19 protein-coding genes and 1 pseudogene are annotated in these 24,044 nt (G+C 45.4%); 15 read left to right on the forward strand and 5 right to left on the reverse strand.

What is annotated here, in order from left to right; genetic code table 11:
• Nucleotides 1-254 precede the first annotated feature (254 nt).
• The 12 genes and pseudogenes from HYU97_04285 (at nucleotide 255) to HYU97_04340 (ending at nucleotide 11,970) form a co-directional block, all read left to right on the forward strand.
• Nucleotides 255-830 (forward strand): ribosome maturation factor RimP, encoded by a 576-nt coding sequence (locus HYU97_04285; GenBank protein MBI2335962.1) that lies wholly within the window; start codon nucleotides 255-257, stop codon nucleotides 828-830.
• Between the two features lie 140 nt (nucleotides 831-970).
• Nucleotides 971-2,047 (forward strand): annotated as a pseudogene (gene nusA / locus HYU97_04290) (transcription termination/antitermination protein NusA).
• A gap of 353 nt (nucleotides 2,048-2,400) precedes the next feature.
• Entirely contained in the window at nucleotides 2,401-4,809 is a 2,409-nt protein-coding gene (gene infB, locus HYU97_04295) for a translation initiation factor IF-2 (protein MBI2335963.1), read from the forward strand.
• Nucleotides 4,806-5,156 (forward strand): 30S ribosome-binding factor RbfA, encoded by a 351-nt coding sequence (rbfA, locus tag HYU97_04300; protein ID MBI2335964.1) that lies wholly within the window; start codon nucleotides 4,806-4,808, stop codon nucleotides 5,154-5,156. Before infB ends, rbfA begins: the two co-directional genes overlap by 4 nt.
• Nucleotides 5,143-6,117 (forward strand): bifunctional oligoribonuclease/PAP phosphatase NrnA, encoded by a 975-nt coding sequence (locus tag HYU97_04305; GenBank protein ID MBI2335965.1) that lies wholly within the window; start codon nucleotides 5,143-5,145, stop codon nucleotides 6,115-6,117. The genes rbfA and HYU97_04305 overlap by 14 nt, the downstream gene beginning before the upstream one ends.
• The gene (truB, locus tag HYU97_04310) at nucleotides 6,114-6,977 is read left to right on the forward strand and encodes a tRNA pseudouridine(55) synthase TruB (protein ID MBI2335966.1); all 864 of its coding nucleotides are present in this window, start codon (nucleotides 6,114-6,116) and stop codon (nucleotides 6,975-6,977) included. The genes HYU97_04305 and truB overlap by 4 nt, the downstream gene beginning before the upstream one ends.
• 239 nt (nucleotides 6,978-7,216) lie before the next feature.
• Nucleotides 7,217-7,486, forward strand: coding sequence for a 30S ribosomal protein S15 (gene rpsO / locus HYU97_04315; protein MBI2335967.1), 270 nt, complete (start codon nucleotides 7,217-7,219; stop codon nucleotides 7,484-7,486).
• Between the two features lie 248 nt (nucleotides 7,487-7,734).
• Nucleotides 7,735-9,849, forward strand: a complete 2,115-nt coding sequence (gene pnp / locus HYU97_04320) for a polyribonucleotide nucleotidyltransferase (GenBank protein ID MBI2335968.1) — start codon at nucleotides 7,735-7,737, stop codon at nucleotides 9,847-9,849.
• A gap of 17 nt (nucleotides 9,850-9,866) precedes the next feature.
• Entirely contained in the window at nucleotides 9,867-10,310 is a 444-nt protein-coding gene (gene dut, locus HYU97_04325) for a dUTP diphosphatase (GenBank protein MBI2335969.1), read from the forward strand.
• A 149-nt stretch (nucleotides 10,311-10,459) separates the two neighbouring features.
• The gene (locus HYU97_04330; protein ID MBI2335970.1) at nucleotides 10,460-11,104 is read left to right on the forward strand and encodes a tetratricopeptide repeat protein; all 645 of its coding nucleotides are present in this window, start codon (nucleotides 10,460-10,462) and stop codon (nucleotides 11,102-11,104) included.
• Nucleotides 11,105-11,401: 297 nt separating this feature from the next.
• Nucleotides 11,402-11,641 carry a type II toxin-antitoxin system HicA family toxin gene (locus HYU97_04335; GenBank protein ID MBI2335971.1) on the forward strand — a complete coding sequence of 80 codons (240 nt, stop codon included), beginning with the start codon at nucleotides 11,402-11,404 and terminating at the stop codon, nucleotides 11,639-11,641.
• Nucleotides 11,638-11,970: a type II toxin-antitoxin system HicB family antitoxin gene (locus HYU97_04340; protein MBI2335972.1), complete on the forward strand. Its 333-nt coding sequence runs from the start codon at nucleotides 11,638-11,640 to the stop codon at nucleotides 11,968-11,970. Before HYU97_04335 ends, HYU97_04340 begins: the two co-directional genes overlap by 4 nt.
• On the opposite strand, the gene HYU97_04345 is transcribed toward HYU97_04340, so the two are convergent.
• From HYU97_04345 to HYU97_04360, 4 genes are all read right to left on the reverse strand, one after another.
• Nucleotides 11,957-13,399 carry a S8 family serine peptidase gene (locus HYU97_04345; protein MBI2335973.1) on the reverse strand — a complete coding sequence of 481 codons (1,443 nt, stop codon included), beginning with the start codon at nucleotides 13,397-13,399 and terminating at the stop codon, nucleotides 11,957-11,959. The two genes, HYU97_04340 and HYU97_04345, sit on opposite strands and share 14 nt — an antisense overlap.
• A gap of 495 nt (nucleotides 13,400-13,894) precedes the next feature.
• Nucleotides 13,895-14,188, reverse strand: a complete 294-nt coding sequence (locus HYU97_04350) for a type II toxin-antitoxin system RelE/ParE family toxin (GenBank protein ID MBI2335974.1) — start codon at nucleotides 14,186-14,188, stop codon at nucleotides 13,895-13,897.
• Entirely contained in the window at nucleotides 14,185-14,451 is a 267-nt protein-coding gene (locus HYU97_04355) for a type II toxin-antitoxin system Phd/YefM family antitoxin (GenBank protein ID MBI2335975.1), read from the reverse strand. Before HYU97_04355 ends, HYU97_04350 begins: the two co-directional genes overlap by 4 nt.
• A 53-nt stretch (nucleotides 14,452-14,504) precedes the next feature.
• Nucleotides 14,505-15,659: a class I SAM-dependent rRNA methyltransferase gene (locus HYU97_04360; protein MBI2335976.1), complete on the reverse strand. Its 1,155-nt coding sequence runs from the start codon at nucleotides 15,657-15,659 to the stop codon at nucleotides 14,505-14,507.
• A gap of 566 nt (nucleotides 15,660-16,225) precedes the next feature.
• Here HYU97_04360 and hemC point away from each other — a divergent pair.
• Complete coding sequence (gene hemC / locus HYU97_04365; GenBank protein MBI2335977.1) at nucleotides 16,226-17,140, forward strand: hydroxymethylbilane synthase; 915 nt, start codon at nucleotides 16,226-16,228, stop codon at nucleotides 17,138-17,140.
• Nucleotides 17,137-18,663 carry a uroporphyrinogen-III C-methyltransferase gene (cobA, locus tag HYU97_04370; protein ID MBI2335978.1) on the forward strand — a complete coding sequence of 509 codons (1,527 nt, stop codon included), beginning with the start codon at nucleotides 17,137-17,139 and terminating at the stop codon, nucleotides 18,661-18,663. The genes hemC and cobA overlap by 4 nt, the downstream gene beginning before the upstream one ends.
• A 271-nt stretch (nucleotides 18,664-18,934) precedes the next feature.
• On the opposite strand, the gene HYU97_04375 is transcribed toward cobA, so the two are convergent.
• Entirely contained in the window at nucleotides 18,935-22,249 is a 3,315-nt protein-coding gene (locus HYU97_04375) for a hypothetical protein (GenBank protein ID MBI2335979.1), read from the reverse strand.
• A 237-nt stretch (nucleotides 22,250-22,486) separates the two neighbouring features.
• Between HYU97_04375 and lpdA the strand changes: the two genes are divergently transcribed.
• On the forward strand, nucleotides 22,487-23,872 hold the full coding sequence (gene lpdA, locus HYU97_04380; GenBank protein MBI2335980.1) for a dihydrolipoyl dehydrogenase: 1,386 nt from the start codon (nucleotides 22,487-22,489) through the stop codon (nucleotides 23,870-23,872).
• Nucleotides 23,873-24,044: the final 172 nt, after the last annotated feature.

A 24,044-nucleotide genomic window follows, 5' to 3' on the forward strand; every position in this document is an offset into this window, starting at 1 on the left:
TCGTCCATGACTGCCTCAATCACCTCAATTTTATTTTTATCTCTCATTGTTAGTAGCATCCTTCTCCTCCTTTCGGAGGATAGCTACTGACATTTTCACTCGGCAGTTAGTACTGACACTTTCACTCGGCTACCACAAAACTCTATTTTCCCCTTGAAATTCTAGATAGTTGTATTATAAGTGCCTTTTTAAGCCAATTATAATGAGTTTTGAGAGTGAAGTGGGCTTTTAGAGTATGCCCACTTTTTTTTTGTATGTTCGCAAATTTTGAACAGTTGAAGCAAGCGTTGGTAGATAAGGTTCAGGCCTTAAATCTTGAACTGATCGATTGTCAATGGGTGGTGGAACAAGGGAGGCATGTTTTACGGTTGGTAATTGACCAACCCCGGGGTGAAGAAAAGTTTCTTAAAAACGTGTCGGTTGAAGATTGTACTCGGGTAAGCCGAGCTTTGAACCCTTGGTTAGAAGAGCACCCTGATTTAAAGTTAATGTCTTATCATCTTGAGGTGTCATCGCCGGGCATTAACCGGCCGCTTAAAAGGCTAGAAGATTTTCAAGCGAACGTTGGCAAGGTGGTTAAAATAACTTTGCAGGCCCCGCTTGAGGGGCGGCAAAATTTTAAAGGGATTTTAACTCAAATGAATAAAGAGGGTAGCCTATTTCTTTGGATTGATGGTAAGACCTTTGAGCTTTCCATTACCAAGATTCGGGATGCTCACTTAGATTATTTTGCAACTCAAGAACTACTAAGGAGTTCATATGATACTACACATCTTGCTGCTGCTAATGACTTAATACTGCGTCAGGCTCGTCAAAAGTCCTCGACGTAGCGCTGTGGCTACGCCTCCGGGCTTTTGACTTCGCCTTCCTTGTCTTAAGTCATTACCATTGCAATCTGTATAGTATCATATGAACTCCTTAGTATTAAAAAACATAGGAACCTTGGTTTCTACAAAGTGCGAGGAAGTTTATGCCGCCACGAAAGAAGAAGATCGATAAAAAAAACGTTAAGTCGATGTTTATTAATTTGAATGCTGTGATCGACCAAGTTGGTAAAGATAGAGGCATTCCTAAAGAACAATTGATCGATGTGGTTGAAAACGCCATGTTAACCGCCGCTCGCAAAAAATTGGGCTACGATACGGAATTAGAGGCTCATTATAATGAAGAATTAGGCGAGATCGAACTTTTTCAATTTAAAACCGTCGTTAATACCGAGGCCGACGTTGAAGATCCTGAATTAGAAATTTCTTTAAAAGAGGCCAAAAAGTTAGACCCTGAGGCTCAACTCGAAGATAGCATTGGCCAAAAAATCGACTCAGCCCAGTTTGGGCGTATTGCCGCTCAAACCGCCAAACAAGTTATTATTCAGCGGATGCGCGACGCCGAACGCAATATCATTTACGAAGAATATAAAGATCGAGTGGGTGAGGTGATCACCGGGATTGTGCGCCGCTTTGAAAAGGGGAGCATGGTCGTCGACCTAGGCCGAACTGAGGCCATCATTTACCCCAGCGAACAAGTGCCCGGCGAAACTTATCGGCCCAACGATCGTATTCAGGCCTACTTTTTAAAAATTGATAAAGAATCAAAGGGGCCACAACTGATTTTATCACGCCGCACTCCTTTATTGATTAAGGCATTGTTTGCAATTGAGGTTCCTGAAATTAGTGAGGGCATTGTTGACATTAGATCAGTGGCTCGTGAAGTGGGGATGCGGGCTAAGATAGCCGTTTATTCTAAAGAGCAAGATGTTGACCCCGTGGGCGCCTGTGTAGGTATTAAAGGCAGCCGCGTGCAAAGCGTGGTGCAAGAATTGCGTGGGGAAAAGATTGATATTGTTTGTTGGGACGAAGACCCGGCAAAATTTGTTTGCAATGCTATTGCGCCCGCTGAGGTGTCTAAGGTGATTATTCACGAAGAAGACAAACACATGGAAATTATTGTTCCCGACGATCAGCTCTCCCTTGCCATTGGTAAAAAGGGTCAAAATGTGCGGTTGGCGGCCCAATTGACAGGCTGGGGAATCGATGTGATTGGTGAATCAAAGTATGAAATTTTGGTAAAATCGAGCAAAGAGGCCTTAACTCGACTACTAGAAGTCGATTCAGCCATGGCAGGGTTGTTGTTTAGCCATTCTTTCCGCACCCCTGAAATCATTGCTCAAGCGAATCGAGACGACTTTGTGCAGCTCCCCGGTATTAATTCAGAGGCCTTGGGTAAAATTTACGATCGAGCCAAAGACATTCAAGCCCATCCCGAAAAATACACCGAACTATTAGCCGAGCTCAAGGCACAAAAAGAAGCCGCTGAAGCTCAAGCGGCTATGCCACCGAAGGTTTCAGCCGAACAAGGCTTTATGGAGACTCAAAAAGTTAAAGCGAATGTTGAAAAATAATTATGGAAGATAAGACCGTTATTCAAGAAAAGCGCATTCAGTCAACAATTATTCGGCGCCGTCGTGCAACTGAAGAGCCCAAGCCGGCTGTTTCTGCAAGCACAAAGGCAACCGAAGTAAAAGCTGAAGAAGCTTCTGCGGCTTCTGCCAACAAGGCCACTCGAGGCAGACCTAAAAAAGATAAAGGGGATGCTGCTCTGTTACAACCCACGGCTGATGCAGCTATTGCGCCAAGCAGCGGTGAGGCAACTCAAGGCGCTCAAGAAACTGCACCAGAAACCGTTGGTTTGAAGCCTGAAGAGGCCATTCAAGATCCTCGCCTGATGCCCGGCGGCCCCCCAGTGGGAACTATTCTTAAACTGGGTACTACCCCAGGCATGGCTAAAGAAGAGGCTCTCGTGGCTAAGGGGGTCTTGCCTAAGACGGAAAAAACGGCCGAAGAAGAAGACGAACTTTTCAAAAAAGCCAAGCTTGCCAAAAAGAAACCCAGTCTCAAAAACATTGGTGGGGATGTCAGCGAATATGGAGATGTTTCGCAGATTCGTAAAATGTTTGTTCAAGACCGAGTTTTTCAACCCGTGCGTGCCTTGCGCATGGGCAAAAAGAAGGCCAAAAAAGAAGGCAAGAAAACTCAAGTAACGGTGCCAAAGGCCAGTAAACGCATCATCTCTATCTTAGAGGGCATTAGCGTAGGCGATCTTGCCCATCAAATGGGGATTAAATCGACCGAAGTTATCAAGGTTCTCATGAAAATGGGGAGCATGGCCACGGTGAATCAACGCCTTGATTTTGATACCGCCTTTTTAGTGGGTCAAGAATTAGGTTGGGAAGTTAAAAAACAAGTGAGAGAAGAAGAACGCATTTTAGCTGCGGCACAAACTGCTGAACGAACCGAGGATTTATTGACCAGGGCCCCCATTGTGACGGTTATGGGCCATGTTGATCATGGTAAAACCAGCCTGTTAGATAAAATTCGCAACGCTCAAGTGGCACAAGGCGAGGCGGGTGGAATTACCCAACACATTGGGGCTTATCGGGTAAAAATTCCCAAGGGTGTGGTGACCTTTATTGATACGCCAGGCCACGAAGCTTTTACGGCCATGCGTGCGCGGGGCGCTTCGGTGACGGATATTGTTATTTTGGTAGTTGCGGCCGATGATGGGGCGAAACCCCAAACTTTTGAAGCGATCGATCATGCCAAGGCCGCTAATGTACCCATCATTGTAGCCGTTAACAAAATCGATAAACCCGAGGCCGACCCTGCCAAGGTGAAACGGGAATTAACCGATAAGGGCTTAGTGCCAGAAGAATGGGGTGGCAGCACTATTTATGTGAATGTTTCTGCAAAAACCGGTGATGGGATCGAACAACTTTTAGAAATGATTTTACTCCAGGCCGAACTTTTAGAATTAAAATCTAATCCAAACAAATTAGCCAAGGGTGTGATTATTGAAAGTCGTTTAGATAAAAATAAGGGCCCGGTTGCGACTGTGTTGGTACGGGAAGGCACGCTGAAGGCGGGGGATTCTATTGTAGTGGGTGAACACTATGGCCGAGTGAGGGTGATGATCAATGATGTCGGAGCAGAAGTAGAACAGGCCTTGCCAGGCATGCCGGTAGAAATGCTAGGGCTTCATGCCACTCCAGCGGCGGGTGAGATTTTACAAGCCTTGGCCGATGAACAAGATGCTAAATTAATTGCTGAACAGCGGCAAATTAAACTGCGTGAATCAAGGCTTAAATCGAGTCAAAAGATTTCTTTAGAAGATATTTATGCCCAATTGAAAACCGGAGAAGTTTTTGAACTTCGTATGATCATCAAGGGTGATGTGCAAGGCTCGGTAGAAGCACTACGCGAGTCCTTTGCAAAATTGTCGACCAACCGTGTGAAGGTAAGGGTTTTGCACAGTAGTGTGGGTGGAATTTCTGAATCCGATGTTATGCTGGCCTCGGCTTCTAATGCCTTAATCATTGGGTTTAATGTTCGCCCCGAAATTAAAGCCATGGAACTTGCCAAACAAGAAAAAGTTGATATTAAAATTTTTAGCATCATCTACGATGCTACCGAAACGGTCAAAAAAGCCATGGAAGGCTTGTTGCCCAAGATTATCAAAGAAGTGTATCTGGGCCGGGCCGAAGTGAGGCAAGTATTTAATGTCAGCAAGATTGGCAAGGTAGCAGGTTGTTATGTGGTAGATGGTCTGCTGCGCCGCAATGTGCCTATTCGTTTGTTGCGCGATAATGTCATTGTATTTGAGGGCCAACTTTCTTCACTGAAACGTTTTAAAGATGATGCGCGTGAAGTGACCCAAGGCTTTGAGTGTGGTTTGGGGATTGAGGGTTTTAATGATTTAAAAGAAGGCGATGTAGTCGAGGCTTTTGTGCGTGAGGAAGAATCTGCCAAATTATGAAGACCACCCGAACCCTTCGGATTGCCGAAGAGATCAAGCGCGAACTCAATCAAGCCCTTTGTTTTGAACTCCGAAATCCTAACTTAGTCGGCATTTCCGTCAACCGTGTGATGATAACGCCCGATTTGAGTTTAGCTAAAATTTATTTTGTATTGGGACATGATCCTAAAAAAGTTTCAGAAATTTTGAAAGCCTTGCAAAAGGCCAAAGGTTTTATGCGGCACTATTTAGCCAAAAATTTAAAGTTACGTTTAATTCCTGATTTAGTTTTTTATCATGATGATGCACCTGAAAAACAAGACCGTATAGAATATTTGCTAGGGACGATTAAACATGAAGACCAATAAATCGATAACGCTTAATCAGGCTATTGAGCTTTTGCAAAAAAGCCAAAGCGTTATTATTGCTAGCCACGAAAGCCCGGATGCCGATGGTTTGTGTTGCACACTAGCTTTAGGTATTGCCCTGGAGCGGATGGGCAAACAGGTCAAATGCTACAATTCTGACCCGGTGCCACAAAACTTGCGTTTTTTGCCAGAGTGGCAAAAGGTTAGTGCACAATTAAAAGTAGACGAGCCGTTTGATCTCGCGGTGATCGTTGATTTGGGCGAACCTAAGCGAGTCGGGCAAGTTTTTGAAAAGTTGAATCAGGTTAAACATTGGCTTTGTTTAGACCACCATGCCAGCGGGGCCTATCCCCTCGAATATAATTATTTAGACCCAAGCGCTTCGAGTTCGGGGGTGTTGCTCTATCGGATTTTTCAAAAGATGGGGGTTGAGATCGGCTCTGATTTAGCCACGCTGCTTTATGCCAGCCTTTCAGCCGATACCGGGTCTTTTAAATATTCTAATGTTAACCCCGAGGCCTTTCAGGTGGCTAGCGACTTGGTGAAAAGAGGCGTTGATGTGTGGCGGGTCGCGCAAGAGTTGTGGGAGTTAAATCCTTTATGTAAAATAAAATTATTGGCACAAATTCTACCAACACTAGAAATAACAGAAAATGGCCGGGTGGGCTCCCTCACCATCTTGCAAAAAGATTTGCAGGTGGCCCTTGCCGATGCAGAATTTACGGAAGGGTTTATTAATTATCCACGCTCGATCAATACCGTCGAGGTGGCCATCACTTTTAGAGAAATAGCCCCGAACCATTATAAAGTAAGTTTTCGTTCTAAGAATTATGTTGATGTGGCAAGAGTTGCTCAAGGTTTTGGTGGCGGAGGGCATATGCGAGCTTCAGGGTGTAAAATCCAAGGGGAATTGAAAGAAGTCAAAAAGAAGGTTAGCCTTGCTGTGGCAGCACTTTTATGAATGGTTTTTTTATCATCGACAAGCCAGAAGGGCTAACCTCTAGCCAAGTCGTACAAAAAATAAAGCGACAATTTAAAATTAAAAAGGCTGGTCATATTGGCACGCTAGATCCCATGGCCACAGGGGTTTTGCCTGTTGCCTTGGGAGAGGCTACCAAAGTCATTCCTTATCTTGATGAAAATACTAAAATTTATAGCGGGGTTTTTTTATTGGGGCAGGCTACCGATACCTATGACCGTTTAGGGAAAATCATTCACGAAGGTGATCCGGCGCTTATTCAGGAAGAAACGATCCAAAAGCAAATGGCAGAACTCGTGGGAGAAATTGAACAAATCCCTCCGATTTATTCGAGCCTTAAAAAAGCAGGTAGGCCTTATTATTACTACGCACGCAAAGGGATCACTTTTGAGATCCCCAGCCGTAAGGTTAAAATCGACGAATTTCGCATGATCAAAAAAGAGGGTTTCGCCGTTTCGTTTTATTTAAAATGTAGCCGGGGGACTTATGTGCGATCGCTCGTGCATGATTTAGGTGTGCGGCTTGCGTGTTATGCTCATTTAACCGAACTTAGGCGTTTGCAAAGCGGTCGCTTTACTTTAGAACAGGCGGCTTCTCTTACCGAGCTTGACGCAAATCACCTATTGTCGGTAGGGGAGGCACTCTTTGATTTTCCCCGCATCATGCTTTCGATGGAAGAAGAACGGGAAATCCGTTATGGGCGATGTTTAAAGAAAAGCTTTAATGAAGAAAAACTCCATGAAAATCAGCCCCTTTTGTTAACTAGGGATGATAAGGTCTTGGCGGTAGCTTGCTTAGACCCCAAAGAGGGCCTCAAGCCCTTAAGGGTTTTAAATAGTTAGAATCCAGTTGAAATTGTTTGCGAAATTAACTATGAATGTGCCCCTGCGTGTCATTGCGAGCGAGCCCCGTTGGCGAGCGTGGCAATCTCACCGGTTAGGCAGAGGAGATTGCGGAGTTTATCCTGAGGCTTGCCGAAGGAGCCTGTTGGCCTCGCAATGACAGAGAATACGTTGGGCCGCAATGATAAGTTTACGAAACATCAAAATTGTGTATAATTTAAACTAGCAAGGTAAAGAACATGGCAACTGCAAATTACAACAAACAAGAGATGATTGAAAAATATAAATTACATATCGGTGACACCGGTTCTCCTGAGGTGCAGGTTGCCCTGCTTACCCAAAGAATTTCAGCCCTCCAAGATCACTTTAAAACCCATCAAAAAGATCATTCTTCCCGGTGTGGATTATTGAAAATGGTTGGCCAACGGCGGCGTTTGTTAGACTATGTGCGCAACAAAGACCGGGATCGGTATCAAAAATTAATTGGCGAATTAGGTTTAAGAAAGTAGTTATCATGGATCCCCCGCCCCCCGATCGTGGTCGAGGGCAAGCTTCGCGGAGGATGACAAGAAAGTAGTAAAGGGGAGAGTTGAGAAAATAAAGAGAGGTTTTTGCTTTAAGCCTTGATAATTTAATCTGATGATTTGATGGGTTCGATCCATCAACTGATTAGCTTAAATTATCGAGTCAAGATCCTCGCCTCAAAAATCAAGACCTCCCATTTTAATAGTTAAAAATAATTCAAGGAGACTATTGTATGTTCGAAGTGAAAAAAGTGAGTATTAATTTAGGAGGTCGAGACCTCATTATTGAAACCGGCAAATTGGCTCGTCAGGCGAGTGGGGCCGTGGTTTTAAAATATGGGGATACGATTGTATTGGTCACCGCTTGTACGGGTGACCCACGCGAGGGTCAAGATTTTTTACCATTGACGGTTGATTATCACGAAAAAATGTATGCTGCTGGTAAAATGCCAGGGGGGTTTTTTAAGCGAGAGGGCAGACCCAGTGAAAAAGAAACGCTTACCAGCCGTTTCATCGATCGGCCCATCCGGCCACTCTTCCCCGAAGGTTGGATTTGCGATACCCAAATTGTTGCCACTGTTTTATCAGCGGAACATGATAACGAACCCGATTTTGTAGCGATCATTGGAGCCAGTGCAGCACTCATGTTATCCGATGCACCTTTCTTAGGCCCCGTTGCGGGTTGCCGAGTTTGTAGAATCAATGGCCAGTTGGTTATTAATCCTAAACGTGCTGATTATGAGAATGCCGACATGGATCTCATGGTGGCTTGTTCCAAAGAAGCCATCGTTATGGTTGAAGGTGGTTGTGATGAGGCGAGCGAAGAAGATGTGTTAGCCGCCTTAATGTTTGCCTTCAAACAGCTACAACCTGTGATTGCCGCACAAGAAGAGTTGGCTAAATTAGTAGGCAATCCCAAACGAGCCGTCAACCCGCCGGTGGTTAATGAAGAATTGCATCAAAAGGTTTTGGCCCTGGCTAAAGAGCCCTTGCATCAAGCCATTAACATTCGAGAAAAATTACCGCGTTATGCAGCCATGGATGCTGTGAAAACCTTGTTGAAAGAAAAACTCATTCCTGAAGATGACGATGGTAAGGTGGCTAAAGAGGTCTTTAAGCATTTCGAAGACTTGAAATATAACATTGTGCGTTCCATGATTACGCAAGAGAAAAAGCGCATTGATGGCCGGGATCTTAAAACCGTGCGTCCCATTACGATCGAAACTGGTCTGCTGCCCAGGGCCCATGGTTCAGCCTTGTTTACTCGAGGCGAAACTCAGGCTTTGGTAACCGTGACCTTAGGTATCCCCGAAGATGTTCAATATATCGATACCTTGTTAGAAGATTCCAAAAAGCATTTTATGCTGCATTATAATTTCCCGCCTTATTCGGTTGGCGAGACAAAACCTTTGCGTGGCCCTGGCCGACGTGAGATTGGCCACGGGGCATTGGCAGAACGGTCTTTAGCCGGTGTGGTGCCAGGTCAAGAATCTTTCCCGTATGTGATTCGGATCGTTTCTGATATCTTAGAATCAAATGGTAGCTCTTCGATGGCGAGTGTTTGTGGTGGCACTTTGGCGTTGATGGACGCTGGTGTTGCGGTTCGTTCCCCAGTGGCGGGTGTGGCCATGGGGCTTATTAAAGAAGGCGAACAATATTTTGTGCTCACCGATATCTTAGGCGACGAAGACCACTTAGGCGACATGGATTTTAAAGTCACAGGTACTGAAAAAGGCGTGATGGCCATCCAGATGGACATTAAAATCGGTGGGATCAACGAAGCCATTTTCCGTGATGCGCTGGCTCAAGCCCGTGAAGCTAGGTTACACATTTTACAAAAGATGAATGAGGCCATTGCTAAGCCCAAAGAATCTCTTTCGCCTTATGCCCCCCGCATTGTGGAATTCTTTATTAGAAAAGAAAAAATTAGAGAAGTTATTGGTTCGGGTGGTTCGGTTATTAAAGGAATCATCGAAGAGACGGGTGTTAAAATTAACATTGAAGATGATGGCAAGGTTACGATTTATTCTTCTGATGTTGATTCTTTACAAGCCGCAAAATCGATTATCGATGGGATTATTGAAGAACCGGTGATGCACAATATTTATCGCGGTACGGTAAAAAAGATTATGGATTTTGGTGCTTTTGTGGAAATTCTACCTGGCCAAGATGGATTGGTGCATATTTCCGAGTTAGACAACCGACGGGTCAATCGAGTAGAAGATGTGCTTAAAGAAGGCGATGAAGTTGTGGTTAAGGTGATTCGCGTTGATGAACGTACGGGTAAGGTTTCGCTTAGTTTGAAAGATGCAAAAGACCAAATTCCTCATAAAGAACGCGAGTCGTGACCTGCAAAAAGGCTCAAGTGGAAAAAGTCTTGTTACAACGAACCGGCGAGGTGATGAATATTGAGTTGCCTGCCTATATGAGCGCCCATGCTAGCGGCATGGATGTGCGGGCAGCGATTACCGCATCGGTTACGTTGTTACCCGGGGCACGGGCCTTAGTGCCTTGTGGTTTTAAAATCGCATTGCCTGTGGGATATGAGGTGCAAGTGAGGCCACGCAGCGGTTTGGCTATTCAGCATGGGATTACTTGTTTAAATAGCCCCGGCACGATTGATGCCGATTATCGTGGTGAAGTTAAAGTGATTCTCATTAATTTAGGTCAAGAACCCTTTGTGATTAAGCAAGGAGACCGGATAGCCCAAATGGTTCTCCAACGGGTACCAAAATTAGCCGTTGAAGAAGTTCAAGAACTGCCTAGTTCACCGCGTGGGGAGGGGGGCTTTGGAAGCACCGGGTATTAAAATATGGGACCTCTAAAAACGACCCATCTGCAGCGTTGCCTGCAAACACGCGATCCTCACGTATTTGCATATACGCTCCGGTCGCGTCTTTGCAGGCGCCTTGCATCTGGGCCCTTTTTAGAGGTCCCTTGAGAACATAGAGGACATTTATGTCAAAACAGCCTGATGAATTTCTTTCGGTCATGGAAAAGATCGTTCGGTTTTTGAGTCAACACAAAAAAGCAGCTTATAGTGTGTTGGCTTTGAGTTTGCTGGTGGCGGTGGGTTTAATGAGTTTACATTATTATAATGAAAAGCAAAAAAATATTTGGGCCAATCTTCTCTACGAAACCGAAACTATGCCTACGGCCGATGCCCTTCGCCAGTATGAAACCTTGGTTAGTCGGCCCGGGCCTGCGGCTTTAAAGGCCTTGCTTTATTTGGAATTGGGCAGGCATTATCAAGAAAAGGGAAAAGGTGAAGATGCGATCCGTGTTTATCAAAAAGCAAGTGAAACCGGGTTCCCCTTAATCCGAAATTTAGGGATATTAGCGTTAGCCAGTAGTTTAGAAGAACAAGGTAAATACCTTGAAGCCAAAGATGTCTATCGTCGCTTACAAGCGCAAAGCAAAGGTACCTTGATGTATCTGGCTAAATTGGGGTTGATTAGAGTTTATGTGGCCATGGGGAGAGGGGAGGAGGCCAACCAATTTATTAAAGAGCTGCAAGACAAAGAAGCTGAATTGCCTTCCGAAATAAAAACTGCCCTCAAAGAACGCCAAGCCCTCCTGTTATTACAAAAATTAAACAAATAAGTTACTCTTTTGCTTTTGTAGGTGGGGCCTACTTTTTCGACCCGGCGCTCCAGCGCCGACCCTCATGGGGCTAGCCGGCACGGAAGCCTTCCGCGTTCCCGCTCAGAAGCGGGCCTCGGCTTTCCATGCCGGCTAGCCCGCATGGGGGGCCCCGGCGCTTCCGCGATGGGTCGAAAAAGTAGGCCCCACCCACAAAAGCAAAAGAGTAACCCGTTGGTTATTTTAATAACTGATAGGTTATTTATAGGTTCGTGGCATCTTCATTGACAGATGCCACTATATATAGTACTATGGCTCGTGGTTGCTACTTCGAAGTTAGTTGAGAAGCTTGCTAATGGTACTATTCAAAAAAAGGAGTTAGTCACGCTATTGTCCCAATTGGGATTTGAGAAATTTAGAGGGAAAGGATCTCACGAAGTTTGGGGGCATAGAAAGTATCCTGACGTTCACATCGTTATAGCGATTCATTCTAAGGAGGTGCCAAAATATCAGCTAAGACAGATAGAAAAATCATTACGTAAAAGAGGGTTAATATGAAAAAAGGATGTGCTTATATTATTAATATTTTTTGGTCAGAGGAAGATCAGTGTTATATAGCGGAGGTTCCTGAGTTAGAGGGTTGCATGACTCATGGCAAAAGTACCCTCGAAGCAGCCAAAAATGCTGAAGAAGCCATAGCAAGTTGGGTTGCTGTGGCTAAAAAGTTAAAACATCCTATTCCAGAACCTGTTTTAAAGCATAAAGTGAGCGGGAAATTTAATGTTCGTCTTCCTAAAGAAATTCATAAATCCCTTATCGTTAAAGCTGCTCAACAGGGAGTAAGTTTAAACCAAATGGTAACAACCTTGCTGTCTAGGTCCTTGTAACACGAATGCCCAATGCCAATAATAAGGGGAGGATGAGGAACAAAGAGAGGGTTGAGGGAGAATGCGGAGTTAAATTACAACCCCCTCCGCCAATGGGGTTGGTAGGAAGTTCGCCTGGGATGAAGCTGGCTTGTAAGTCGGTATTAACGGCTTCGCCTGAAATTGCTGGGCTGGCGGTTAATGCATTGGCAATATTGAGTTTGCCGCTAGTGAAGACCTTACCTTTTAAAGCAGACAGTACGTCGACATTTTGTAAGAGCAGGGCTTTGACTTCCAAGGGGGTTAAGCCAGGGTTTATGGCCAATAACAAACTGGCAGCCCCCGTGACGAAAGGGGCTGAAATAGAGGTGCCTGACATAGCAGAATAATTATTGCCGGGGCTGGTACTAAAGATATCAACGCCCGGGGCGGCTAGATCAACGCTATTATTGCCGTAATTAGAAAAAAAGGCCAAATCGTCTTTATTATCCAGGGCCGCTACTGAGACGATATTATCAAGGTTAAAACTGCTGGGATAATTGGTGGCATTGAGATCATCATTATTTTGCCCTTGAAAGCTAATGCCATTACCCACGGAGGCTACAAATAAAATCCCGTCGCTTTGAGCCAGTTCAATGGCTTGTTGCAACGACTGAGCGGTCTCAGCGGTGGTAGCGTCAGAAGCAAAACCCCAACTCGCGTTGATCACTTTGGCTCCATGTTGGCGGGCATATTGAATGGCGCTAATAGCCTTGGAAATAGAACTGATCCCATTTTCATCTAAGATTTTAATCACCAGAAGTTGGCAATTCCAATTAAGACCGGCAATGCCAATGTCGTTGTTACCCACGGCACCCATGATCCCCGCGATAAGAGTGCCATGGCCATTATCATCGTTGATATTGGGATCGTTCGAAGAAAAATTGTAACCCAACACATCATCGGCAAAACCATCACCCTCGTCATCAATGCCATTATTGGGGGTTTCTAAAGTATTGACCCATACATTGGCCTGCAAATCTTCATGCAAGGGGTCGATGCCTGAATCAATGATGGCAACAATGACAGGGGCTGGGTTTACCAAAAGTTCCCAGGCGGGTAGGGCAGAAACTGACTGCATATACATGCTTTGACGACTAAGCTCAGGGTCGTTGGGGAGCTCATGGGCATAAATGGGATGGTCAGGTTCAATATATTCAACGTTAAAGTTTTTCTTTAAGTTTTCTAAAGCCTTTTGCCCGGCCGGGGTGCTGGTATCGACCCGAATAAGCTCATCATTAATAAATTGGGCATGTTGCAAGAGGGCTTCGCCTTGTAAATCTTGTATTTTTTTAAGGAAGTGCGGGGTTGGTTTAATTTTAATTAAAAGGGGGGTGGCCAAACCGGAAGGTGGGTTTGTTAGGTAGAATAAACCAACCACGATGATAAGCAGGAAGGATTTAAATTTCATATTATGCCCCATCTTAATGAGAAGTTTATCGGTGAAGTCAAGCCCAAGTTGCTTTTTACTGTAATGCCTCAGTTTTGGGTGGAGAGTGCTTAGATTGTTGAGGAAGCCATTGCTTGAAGCGGCGGGGCCTCCTCTGTCATTGCGAGGCCAGCCAGCCGAAGCAATCTCTTCTGTTTAACCGGTGAGATTGCTTCGCCAGTTAAGTCCATGCCTGCTAATCCCATTAGGGTCGCCGCGAAAAGCACGGCTGACGAAACAATCTAAGCACTCTCCACCCAAAACTGAGGCATTACCTTTTACTATGCAATCCTTTAGCGGAGAGGGCGTTTTTTCTTTAAGGAGCCGCACCGAAATAAGATGGACTTTTAGCGCTCAGATTGGGGTCAGATTTGGCCGATCTGAATGAGCAAAACCGGAGGGCTAGCAAAAGCTAGCTTGAGGATTTTGCGATTGAAGATCGGACAAAGATGACCCCAAGATGAGATGCTAAAATGTTCATCTTATTTCGGTGCGGCTCCTAAGTTCAAAAAAGAGATTATAGACAGATCGTCGTAAACCCACATATTCAATGATGACAAGTCTTCTTTCTTTTTGAAGGGAATAAATAACACGATAATGGCTGTGTCGGATAGAATAATAACCCTGCAACTCTCTCTGTAAAGGTTTTCCCAAATAAGGGTTTTCAAGGATTTTGTCAGTTAAGGCTCGTAGGGCTGCTTTTACGTTAGGGGGTAATTTTTTTAATAAATCCCTCGCGTGGGGCGTAAATTTTCTTTGAAAAAATCTCAACCCCAAACCTCATCGTCACCAAGTAATTTGTTTTGAGTCACCTGGCGTTTAGATTTTTTTAGGGATTTTAAGATGTTAGGATCTGAAAGAATCTCAAGTGTCTCGATAAGAGCTTCATAGTCTCCCAGGCTCATCATGATCGTGGTGGGGATTCCATTTTTAGTAAGAGTAACCCGCTCATTCATCTTTTCGATATCTTCGATGAGTTCAAGAAGATGTTTTTTGGCTTCGGTAACGGTTAAGGTTTTAGAAGGAGAATCCATAAAATTTAAATGACCACTTTAATTTACAAATTTATCCCCTGGAAGTCAATAGTTTATAAGCATCTTAATAAAAAACCCTTGAGATAGTGGGTTTCAGGGGCGGCCAGTAAAATAGGGTGATCAGCAGGTTGATTAAAGCGAGTGATGATTTGAACTTGCCGTTTGGCATCAAAGGCGGCTTCTTGCAATAATTTTAAAAAACTTGAGTCAGACAGATTTTGAGAGCAAGAGAAAGTGGCAAGCATTCCGCCCTCTTTTAATAGCCGAATCGCGCGTAGGTTGATTTCTTTGTAACCACGGATAGCCGTGATTAAAGTTGATTTGGTTTTGACAAAGGCGGGTGGATCTAAAACAATGCCATCAAATCTTCTTTTTTGTTGATCAAACCCGCGCAGCACATCAAAGACATTGCCCTCGAGGGTTTCGATATTGTGGGCATGGTTGAGCTCGGCGTTGCGTTGTAATTGTTGTAAAGCGGGCATTGAACTATCGACTGCAATGACTTTGTCGGCATGCTTAGAGAGGTGGAGGGCAAATTGCCCCTCATAACAAAAGCAATCGAGTATTTCTCCAGAGAAATATTTTCCTACAAGTTGGGCATTTTCTTTTTGGTCTAAGAAAAAGCCGGTTTTTTGGCCCTCCAGCGGGCGAAATTCAAATTGGGCCCCTGGTAGCTCGACGATTTTAACCTCGGGGGCTGGCCCAAAAACAAATTGTTTGATCAAGGGCAAACCTTCTTTATGCCGAACTTGGGCGTCGTTGCGTTCAACGATGCTGGTGGGGCGATAATCTTGGTTTAGGATTTTAAAGATGGTTTCTTTGTAAGGTTCTAACCCGGCACTCAAAGTTTGGACAGCATAGAGGTCATGGTAGCGATCGATGATCAGGGAGGGAATGCTATCGGATTCACCAAAAAACATACGGTAGCAGGTTGCATCACCATAAAGTCGTTGGCGTAAATCAAAGGCTTGGGTAATTTTTTTTCTCAAAAAAGTTTCATTAAAATCGGTTTTTTCGTGAGAGTAAATGCGCAAGCGTATTTTAGACTGTGGGCTATAAAGGGCGCTGGCTAAAAATCGTTTGTTTCGATTGTAAACAAACACTGGCCCTGCGGCGTTGATTGTACTTTCTAAAATATCATCGGCAAAGATCCACGGATGCCTCTGCCGGATGCGCTGTTCAGCCCTTGCGTTGACCGTAATTTTCATAGGAATTCACTTACCTTGTCATCACTAGGAGTGCAACGACGAAGCAATTCAATCTTGTAAATAGAGTCACGTCTTTTTGGAGCCCTTGTCGTGTTGAAGCCGGCGCTCCAGCGGCGACCCTAATGCGGGTTTGCCGGCACGGAATCCTTCCGCGTTCTCCCGCCCAGAGGCGGGAGCCTCGGCTTTCCATGCCGGCAAACCCGCATTGGGGCCCCGCCGCTTCCGCGATGGCTTCAACACGACAAGGGCTCCAAAAAGACTTTCTGCAAATATTTGTAGAGATATAAAAAGTTTTACTGAGCGGGGCTAGGGGGTAACTTGAGAGCCTTTTAGCGCAGGAGGTCGGCCGTAGGAGGGCTAAAAAATTTTATTGTTTTTTTGAATTAGAGGATGACAGAGGAATACTCTAATTCAATTAAAAACAAAAAATTTTTTAGCCCGACTAGGCCGACCGGGCGCGGGCTCTCAAGTTACCCCCTAGCCCCGCTCAGTAAAACTTTTTAGGTGCGGGGATTTGCGAAGAGTTGGGTCTTGCAATTTTTAGTGGAAAAGTTATGAACTTCTTTATGCCGAAACTTAAATTAGGGACGCGTTTTTCAAAGCTGGCTTTAACGCAGAGTCAGTGGGTTCGCCAACAGCTCCTTTCACAATTTGCTGATTTAGAAATTGAGTTGGTAAAAATTACAACCACCGGGGACAAAATCCAAGATCGGTTTTTGAGTGCGGTGGGTGGCAAAGGGCTTTTTATTAAAGAGATTGAAGAAGCTCTTTTAAAGGGCGAAGTTGATTTTGCAGTGCATAGCATGAAAGATGTGCCGATGCAGCTTGCGCAGGGCCTGTGCATCGCTGCTGTGCCATCTCGAGAATCGCCCCGGGACGTTTTGGTGTTACGCGATGTTCCTGAAAAAGTGCTTGCTCTGCCGTTACGAGTGGGCACCAGCGCGTTACGCCGGCGGGTGCAATTGCAGCGGCTTTATCCCCATTTTCAATGGACATTGTTGCGGGGTAACGTGGATACGCGATTACGCAAATTAGCTGAAGGCGAGGTTGACGGGATTGTGTTAGCTCAAGCCGGGCTTGAGCGTTTGGGGGAACAACCCAAGCATTGCCTTGAGCTGCCTATCATTGCTTCTCCTGGGCAAGGGGCGTTAGCGTTGGAATGTCGGGCCGCTGATGCAATGACTTTACAATATTTAAAAGCGCTGGATGATGCTGTTTCGTCTTTGGAGTGTCAGGTAGAGCGAACCGTCATGTCTGCGTTGCAGGGAGATTGCCAGCTCCCCATGGGGGCCCACGCGGTTTGTCAGGGTGATCGGGTTCGAATAGAAGCCTTTGTGGCTTTGCCGGATGGGAGCCAGTGGGTGGGTGCTGATAAAGAAGGCCCCCAAAATGATGGCATAAGATTGGCTGAAGCATTGGCCCACGAAATTTTATCGCGTGGTGGCAAAGAAGTCATTGCTAAGCTCAAAACAAATTTATGACCACTAAGACAGGAAAAGTATTTATTGTAGGCTTTGGGCCAGGCGACGAAGGCATGCTTACCCAGCGCGCTTGTTATCTGTTACAGCGGGCCGACATTATTTATTATGATTATTTAACCAATGCGGCGTTTTTAGAAAAAATCAATCCACAAGCACAAAAAGTTTATGTGGGTAAAAAGGGTGGGGGTAAAAAGGTGCCACAAGACGATACCAATGAGGCTTTGATTCGTTCGGCCCAAGCGGGAAAGTTTGTGGTGAGGTTAAAAGGGGGCGACCCTTTAATTTTTGGGCGAGGGGCCGAAGAGGCTTTGGCTTTGGCGGCCGCCAATTTAGAGTTTGAATTAGTGCCAGGTATTACCAGTGCCCAGGCGGCGGGTTGGGTGGGCATTCCCTTAACCCATCGTGACTTTAATAGCACCCTGACTTGGGTAACCGGGCATGAAGATCCCAATAAATCGCCCGATGTTGAAATTAATTGGCAGGCCTTGGCCCAATTAGGGGGGACTTTAGTTATTTACATGGGCATGCATAATCTCGCGGATAATGTTGCCAAACTTATTCAAGGAGGGATGAATCCTCAAACACCGGTTGCGGTATTGGAATGGTTGACTTACCCTAACCAGCAAGTTTTAGAAGGGACGCTCCAAGAAATTCCTGCTTTAGTTCAGCAACAAAATTTTCAGGCCCCTGCTGTGGTGGTGATCGGTGACGTTGTGAAATTAAGAAAAAAATTAGATTGGATGAGTAAGAAACCCCTCTATGGGCGATTGATTGTAGTTACGCGGGCTCATGCCCAAAGTTCAAGCCTAACCGAACCGCTAAAAGAATTAGGGGCGCAAGTGGTTGAACTTCCCACGTTAGAAATTTCACCTGTCCAAGATTTAACTAAGGTTGACCAGGCAATTCAACATTTGGCAACTTTTGATTATTTGGTTTTTTCTTCGGTCAATGCGGTAGAAATATTTTTTAAAAGGTGCCATGTCTTAAAGTCTGATATTCGTAAGTTGAGTTCTTTAAAAATTGCGGCAGTGGGCAAAAAAACCGCCCAAGCTTTAGAACAGCATCAACTTTACGCCGAATTTGTGCCCGAGGCTTATTCGGGGGATGATTTGGCGGCTGGGCTGGCTGGCTTCGATATTCATGGTAAAAAAATATTGTTTCCGCGATCCGCCCAGGCCCGGGCAGAAATTTTAAAACCTTTATTGCAAAGTGGGGCCGAAGTTGAAGAGCTTGTATTGTATGAAAATCATATTCCCGCAGCTAGTCAGCAACAAGCCAAAACCTTTTTTGAATCTCGGTTGCCTGATTTAATTACGTTCACTTCGGCTTCTTCGGTGAAAAATTTTGTTCAGATCGTGAGTGGGTTGCCTCAAGTTGAATCCATTAAAAAAATTCCGGCGATTTGTATTGGGCCGATTACGGAGCAGGCAGCGCGCGCTTTGGGATTTGAAAAGATTTTAGTAACAGAAGAAGCGACCCTAGAAAGCCTAATCGATAAGATAATTAAGTTATTTAACGACTAAGGTAATGCCTCAGTTTTAGGGGCTTAGCTTTCCTCAACCCGTGCTCCGCTCCTCGTATTCGCACTTAAAAAACATTAGTTTGTTTAGAAGTGACTTTGTCATCGCGAGCCCGAAGGGCGTGGCGATCTCCAACATGCTACGGTGGAGGTTGCTTCGTCGCAGACTCCTCGCAATGACAGCTTTTATAACAAACTATATGTTTTTTAAGTGCTCATGACTCGTCGCTCTCGCACAAAGGGTTTCAGAAAGCTAAGCCCCTAAAACTGAGGCATTACCTGCTAAGCGCTATCAAGGTTTCTTGATTCATTCGTTCGAGGTAGTGTTTTATTTGAGTGTCTAGCGTTTCAGGATCAAGGGCAAGTCTGTCTTGGTTGAAATCGTAGGGCGAATAGATTTGTTGATACTCTTCTTCAATTTTGCTTTCACGCGCTAGAAAATCACGAAAATGGGGGTGGGCCATTTCATCAATCGAAGGGGTACCTAACAGGGGGCTGCCTTGTTCCATGAGTCGCTGATTGCAGAGGTTTAGTTTGTTGAAAAAGGCCTCGGCTTCTTCGATACTCACCTCAGCATAGGCGAATTGGGCAGCAAGATCGACAGCCTTGTTCTTTTGCGACCAATATTGATAACGTGGTTGTTCAGCAATGCGTCGCTGCATGTATTCAAGAAACTTTTTTTCTCGTTGGTTAAAGTCATCCACACTGGGTGCGGGTTGAGTTTGCTGGGTGGTGGGTGGTTGTTCAGCATAATGTTTGGCAAATTCGCGATAATATTCTCGAACGCCTTGCGTTGATGGGGTAATACCTCGCAGCAGATCTAATTCTTTGCGCATGGCGGTGAAGCCATTTTCCAAAATTTCTGGGCGGGCCATGTGGGAGTAAATAGCTAAAACTTGTTCGGGGGCTAGGGGTGAAAAGTATTTTTGAGGGTTGTTTTTTATCCCTGCCGCGGCTTCGAGAGGGCTTTCTAAAGACAGTACTGGATTGATAGGTTGCCCAACCTTCGGTTTTCTTTCTAAGGCAGATAAAAAGCCTGCATAAGTTTTCCATGCCATTTGCAAGTCGATGTCGGCTTCAAAAAGCCAATTAACCGGCGGGTTTTCTCCGCGTTTGAGTCGGTAAAGTAAGTCATTACGTTTGGCAATGGCAAAGGCCAAGTGGCTACGAAGACTGGCTTCGGCTTCTTCTAAAGCCACTAGGCGTTCATGCTCTTCCCAAATCCCTAGAGCGGTTAGTTCTAAAAAGGTAAACAAAACAGAACCACGAAACGTTAAGGCAAAATTAGTTCGGCCTGGCAAAGCCGCTTTAGCAATTATTTTGCGCCTGCTTAAAAAGCTTTGCGTTGGGCCTATACTAGTTAAAGTACGATAGAGCAAGCTCGAGCCCAAACTAGCCGCTGCAATTTTTGTAAAATTATAAGCAACCCGTTCCATTCTTTGCCCATTGTCGTCTTGCCTAAGTTCGTCGGTCAGTGCCAACACAAAGAGTGGAATGCCTCGCTTGGCAAGGTGATGAACAAGACCTGGCCCCATGGGGCGTGCTAGGTAGTTGGGGTTAAAAAATTTTGTTCCATAAAGATAGTAATTAAGAGCCCCATCGGTCAAAAGGTTGGTTTCGGCGTAGGTGAGTAATTGAAGGGCACGCCCTCCGCTAAATAAGTAGGAAAAAGGGTTTGCGAAAAAACGTGGGGTTGGGTAGTGGCCTTCGGTATCGGCGAAGGCATGATATAAACTTTGGGGACCTTGGACAAGATAACCGGCGATAGCAGCCTGACCAAATTGAACCCGGGTGTGAAAAAAAGTTTTAGTGGCTAGATGAGAGGCGTATTTAGCTGCGGTCATTTTGGGGCCAGAAATACCCGCTAAACCAACTGGATTGTGACTTGCTTCATAAGCTAGGCGAGCTGTACCTTCGTGAACGTTCACCGTACCATCAGGGTGGTAAACCCGCAAGGTTCGGGTCTCACCCATCAGGGCAGATAATTCAAGGGTTTGACGAGTGGGGCCAGTTGCAGAACTTGATTCAACTTCGGTAACCGTGATACGACCAGGTTTTTGGGTATTAAGTAATTGTAAATCGGTGCTTAAAAGTGGCATGCCGATGGTGTCGCGGAGCCCGCCAATCGGGTCTTTCAAAACCTTTGGCAAATTGAGTGGTGGGGCTCGCTCTGATTGGGCCACCACAATATCTGGCGATAATTGTTCTCGGATACGGGTCACGGCTAATTCGCGAGTGAGCGGAGTGTCTTTTGGCAAATCGCGGAATAATCCATCAAAGTCCAGGGTTGGTAAAGGTAGGAGACGGGTAGTCAGCAGTGTTGAATTGACCGAAGCCAAGACTAGATTCGAGGCCGCTGCTATACGAGCTTGGGGGTCACTGGGCAAGGTTCCTGTTTTTCTCATTTGTCGCAGAGCTTGTGGTGAAGTGCGAACTTTGTGGCCATCATAAACAGCAAAATACGCTAAATTATTTTTGTCGTAGCGGTTAAGACTCGTGCTACCATCAGGATAGAGGCTTAAGGTGATGGAACGTTCCAAAAAACTACTGGTCCCCCAATCACTCAAAAATGCGCCGGTGTTTCCAAGAGTCCATTTAGCACCTTCTAAGGCGACTATAACCTTCATCTTTGCAGGCAACTTTAGGCGATCATAACCAAAGCGTGGGTCATTAAAGCTACGAGAATAGCCTCGAAACCTGAATAAGACTCGTAACAGATTCCATGGGGATTGGGCTTGAATGATCCGTTCATGGTTAGGCCCAAAGCGAGGGTCGGTGCTGGGTAGATTGGCTAGTTCTAGTGGAGCAGGTTCTACGGTTGAGTTCACCGCTTTGATTTGTTTGCGAACCCTCGCTTCCCATCGGTGGCGCCCTTCCCAATAACTTCTTTGAGCTCTGTCGTAGCGTACTAAATCACTTGATAGAATCTTTGGGTTACTCGCTAGAGCAATACGCTGTTCGAGGTAAGCTTCGTGATAGGTGTTGCGTTCTATCTGAAGGTTTGCGGGGGGTGATTTGCCAGCTTCTGCCAGGCGAATTTCGGCCTGTATCCACAAGGCGTAAGCAGCTTCATATTTTGGAAATTCAAGCGGGGCTAAATGTCTGAACTCAGCTGCCGTTGCCCCTGCAGTTTTTTGAAATGTTGTCACTTCTGTTGAAAAACGCCCATGGATGCGGTGTAATTTTTTAGTTAGTTCATCCACTGTTTTTTGTTCTTGTGGAGTCAAACTACCGCTGATTGCTTCAAGGGTATAAGATCTGGATCCATCGGCATAGAGAGTAAATAAGTGGGGACGGTCGGGGCTATTGCCTTGGGCATAGATTCGGATGAATCCAGGGTTGCGATGCCATTCAAAAGAATAAATTTTATAGTTATTTCGACCTAGCGTTTGAGCAAAGATATTATCGTATTGAAAAATAGTTCCTGTGCCTAAGGCTCGACCTTTGAATTCACTTAGAGCGCTGGTGAGTTGTGTGTAGAGGACTTTGCCGTCAATGGTGGAGGCTGGACGTTTCCTTTTTGCAGGGGGATTGGTAGGGGTATGTTGACCATTAACAGGGGGGACATCTCCTCCTGATACAGGAGGCATGAGTACTGGTGGTGGGGGGCCAACTCTTGGTGGACCGTCATCTCCGGGCATGGGCGTGAGTTTCCTTTTTTAATATAGATTCAGTTAACTATCGATGAAGCTTGACAAAAGTTTCGAAATCATTGGATGTACGGCTGAGATTTTTTTGAATCTTTTTGACGCAGCTGGTCAAATCGGTCAAAATCGAGCAGTTGGGGACTAGCAGTCCCTAATGATCAAAGCAAGCGAGGTGATTGTTTGGATAAGTTCGATATTATTGTCGTAGGGGCAGGGCCAGGCGGCTATCCAGCAGCTATTCGGGCAGCTCAATTGGGGGCTAAGGTCGCCTTGATCGACAAGGAAAAGGTAGGGGGCACTTGTTTGCATCGGGGTTGTATTCCCTCAAAAATTGGGCTGCATGTGGCCGAGCTTTGTTATGAGATTGAACATGCCAAATCCTGGGGTTTAACGGTCGATAAACCCAAACTCGATTGGGCACAATTGGTGCAAAAGCGGCAGGGGATTTTGACGAGTTTAGAAAACGGCATTCAAGGTTTATTAAAGAGTCATAAGATTCAGTTGTTTTCCGGTGCGGCTATTTTGCAAAGTGATCATCAAGTCGAAGTGAATTCCCAAAAATTTGAGGCGAGCAAAATTATTTTGGCCACCGGTTCAGTGGCCGGGCGACCCAAGATTTTTTCTTTTGATGGTTATTCGGTGATCACTAGTGAAGAGGTTTTTAGTTGGAAAGAATTACCTACAAGTCTGGCAATAGTTGGGGCAGGGCCGGAGGGTTGTGAATGGGCCTGCATGTTTGCAAGTTTAGGCGTTGAGGTGGGTTTGATCGAGGCTCAAGACCGGCTTTTGCCCCGTGAAGAACCTTGGGTGGGCCGAGAACTTGAAAAAATTTTTACCGAACGCAAGATTGGGGTTTTTACCAGCTCATCGGTTGAGTCCATCCAAATTAAAGAAAAAGATTGGATTTCATTAAAACTCACCGGGGGAACCGAGCTAGAAGTCAATCGCATCATTGTAGCCACCGGCCGCAAACCCAATATCAATCAACTTTTGGCAGCATCCGTTTCGTTAAAAATGGAGAATAATTTTATTCAAGTTAATGAAAATCTACAAACCAGCTTACCGAACGTTTATGCCATCGGTGATGTAAATGGTTTGTCGATGTTGGCCCACAGCGCAACCCATCAAGGCCTCATCGCGGTAGAACATGCCTTGGGTAAAGGCACTCGCCAATTCAACACCCAAAATGTGCCGGGAGTTATTTTTACTTTTCCTGAGGTGGCCAGGGTTGGGTTGACAGAGTCCGAACTCAAAACCAAAGGCGTTGATTATCAAGTGGGCCGTTTCGGATTTGCATCGCTCGGCAAAGCCCTAGCCATGGGAGCCCCCGAGGGCATGGTAAGTCTTTTGAGTGAAAAGAGTACGGGCAAAGTATTGGGTGGAACGGTATTAGGAAAAAACGCCTCTGACCTCATTGCCGAAATAGCCTTAGCCCAATCCGCAGGTTTGAAATTGGCCGACATCGCTCACACGATTCACGCCCATCCCACCTTAAACGAAGCCGTGATGGAAGCCGCCGAAGACACTCACGGCCTATCGATTCATCGGTATAAAAGGAAGAATTGATAAAAAAATAGCAGAAGTAGCCCTAGGTTTTCGAAACCCTTTGTGCGAGAGCGACGAGTCATGAGCGCTTAAAAAACATATGGTTTGTAGAAGTTAGGGTATGACCAGAGGGAATACACTAACTTCTAAACAAACCAATGTTTTTTAAGTGCGAATACGAGGAGTGGAGCAC

This window comes from Deltaproteobacteria bacterium (genome assembly GCA_016183235.1).
Lineage (GTDB): Bacteria > UBA10199 > UBA10199 > DSSB01 > JACPFA01 > JACPFA01.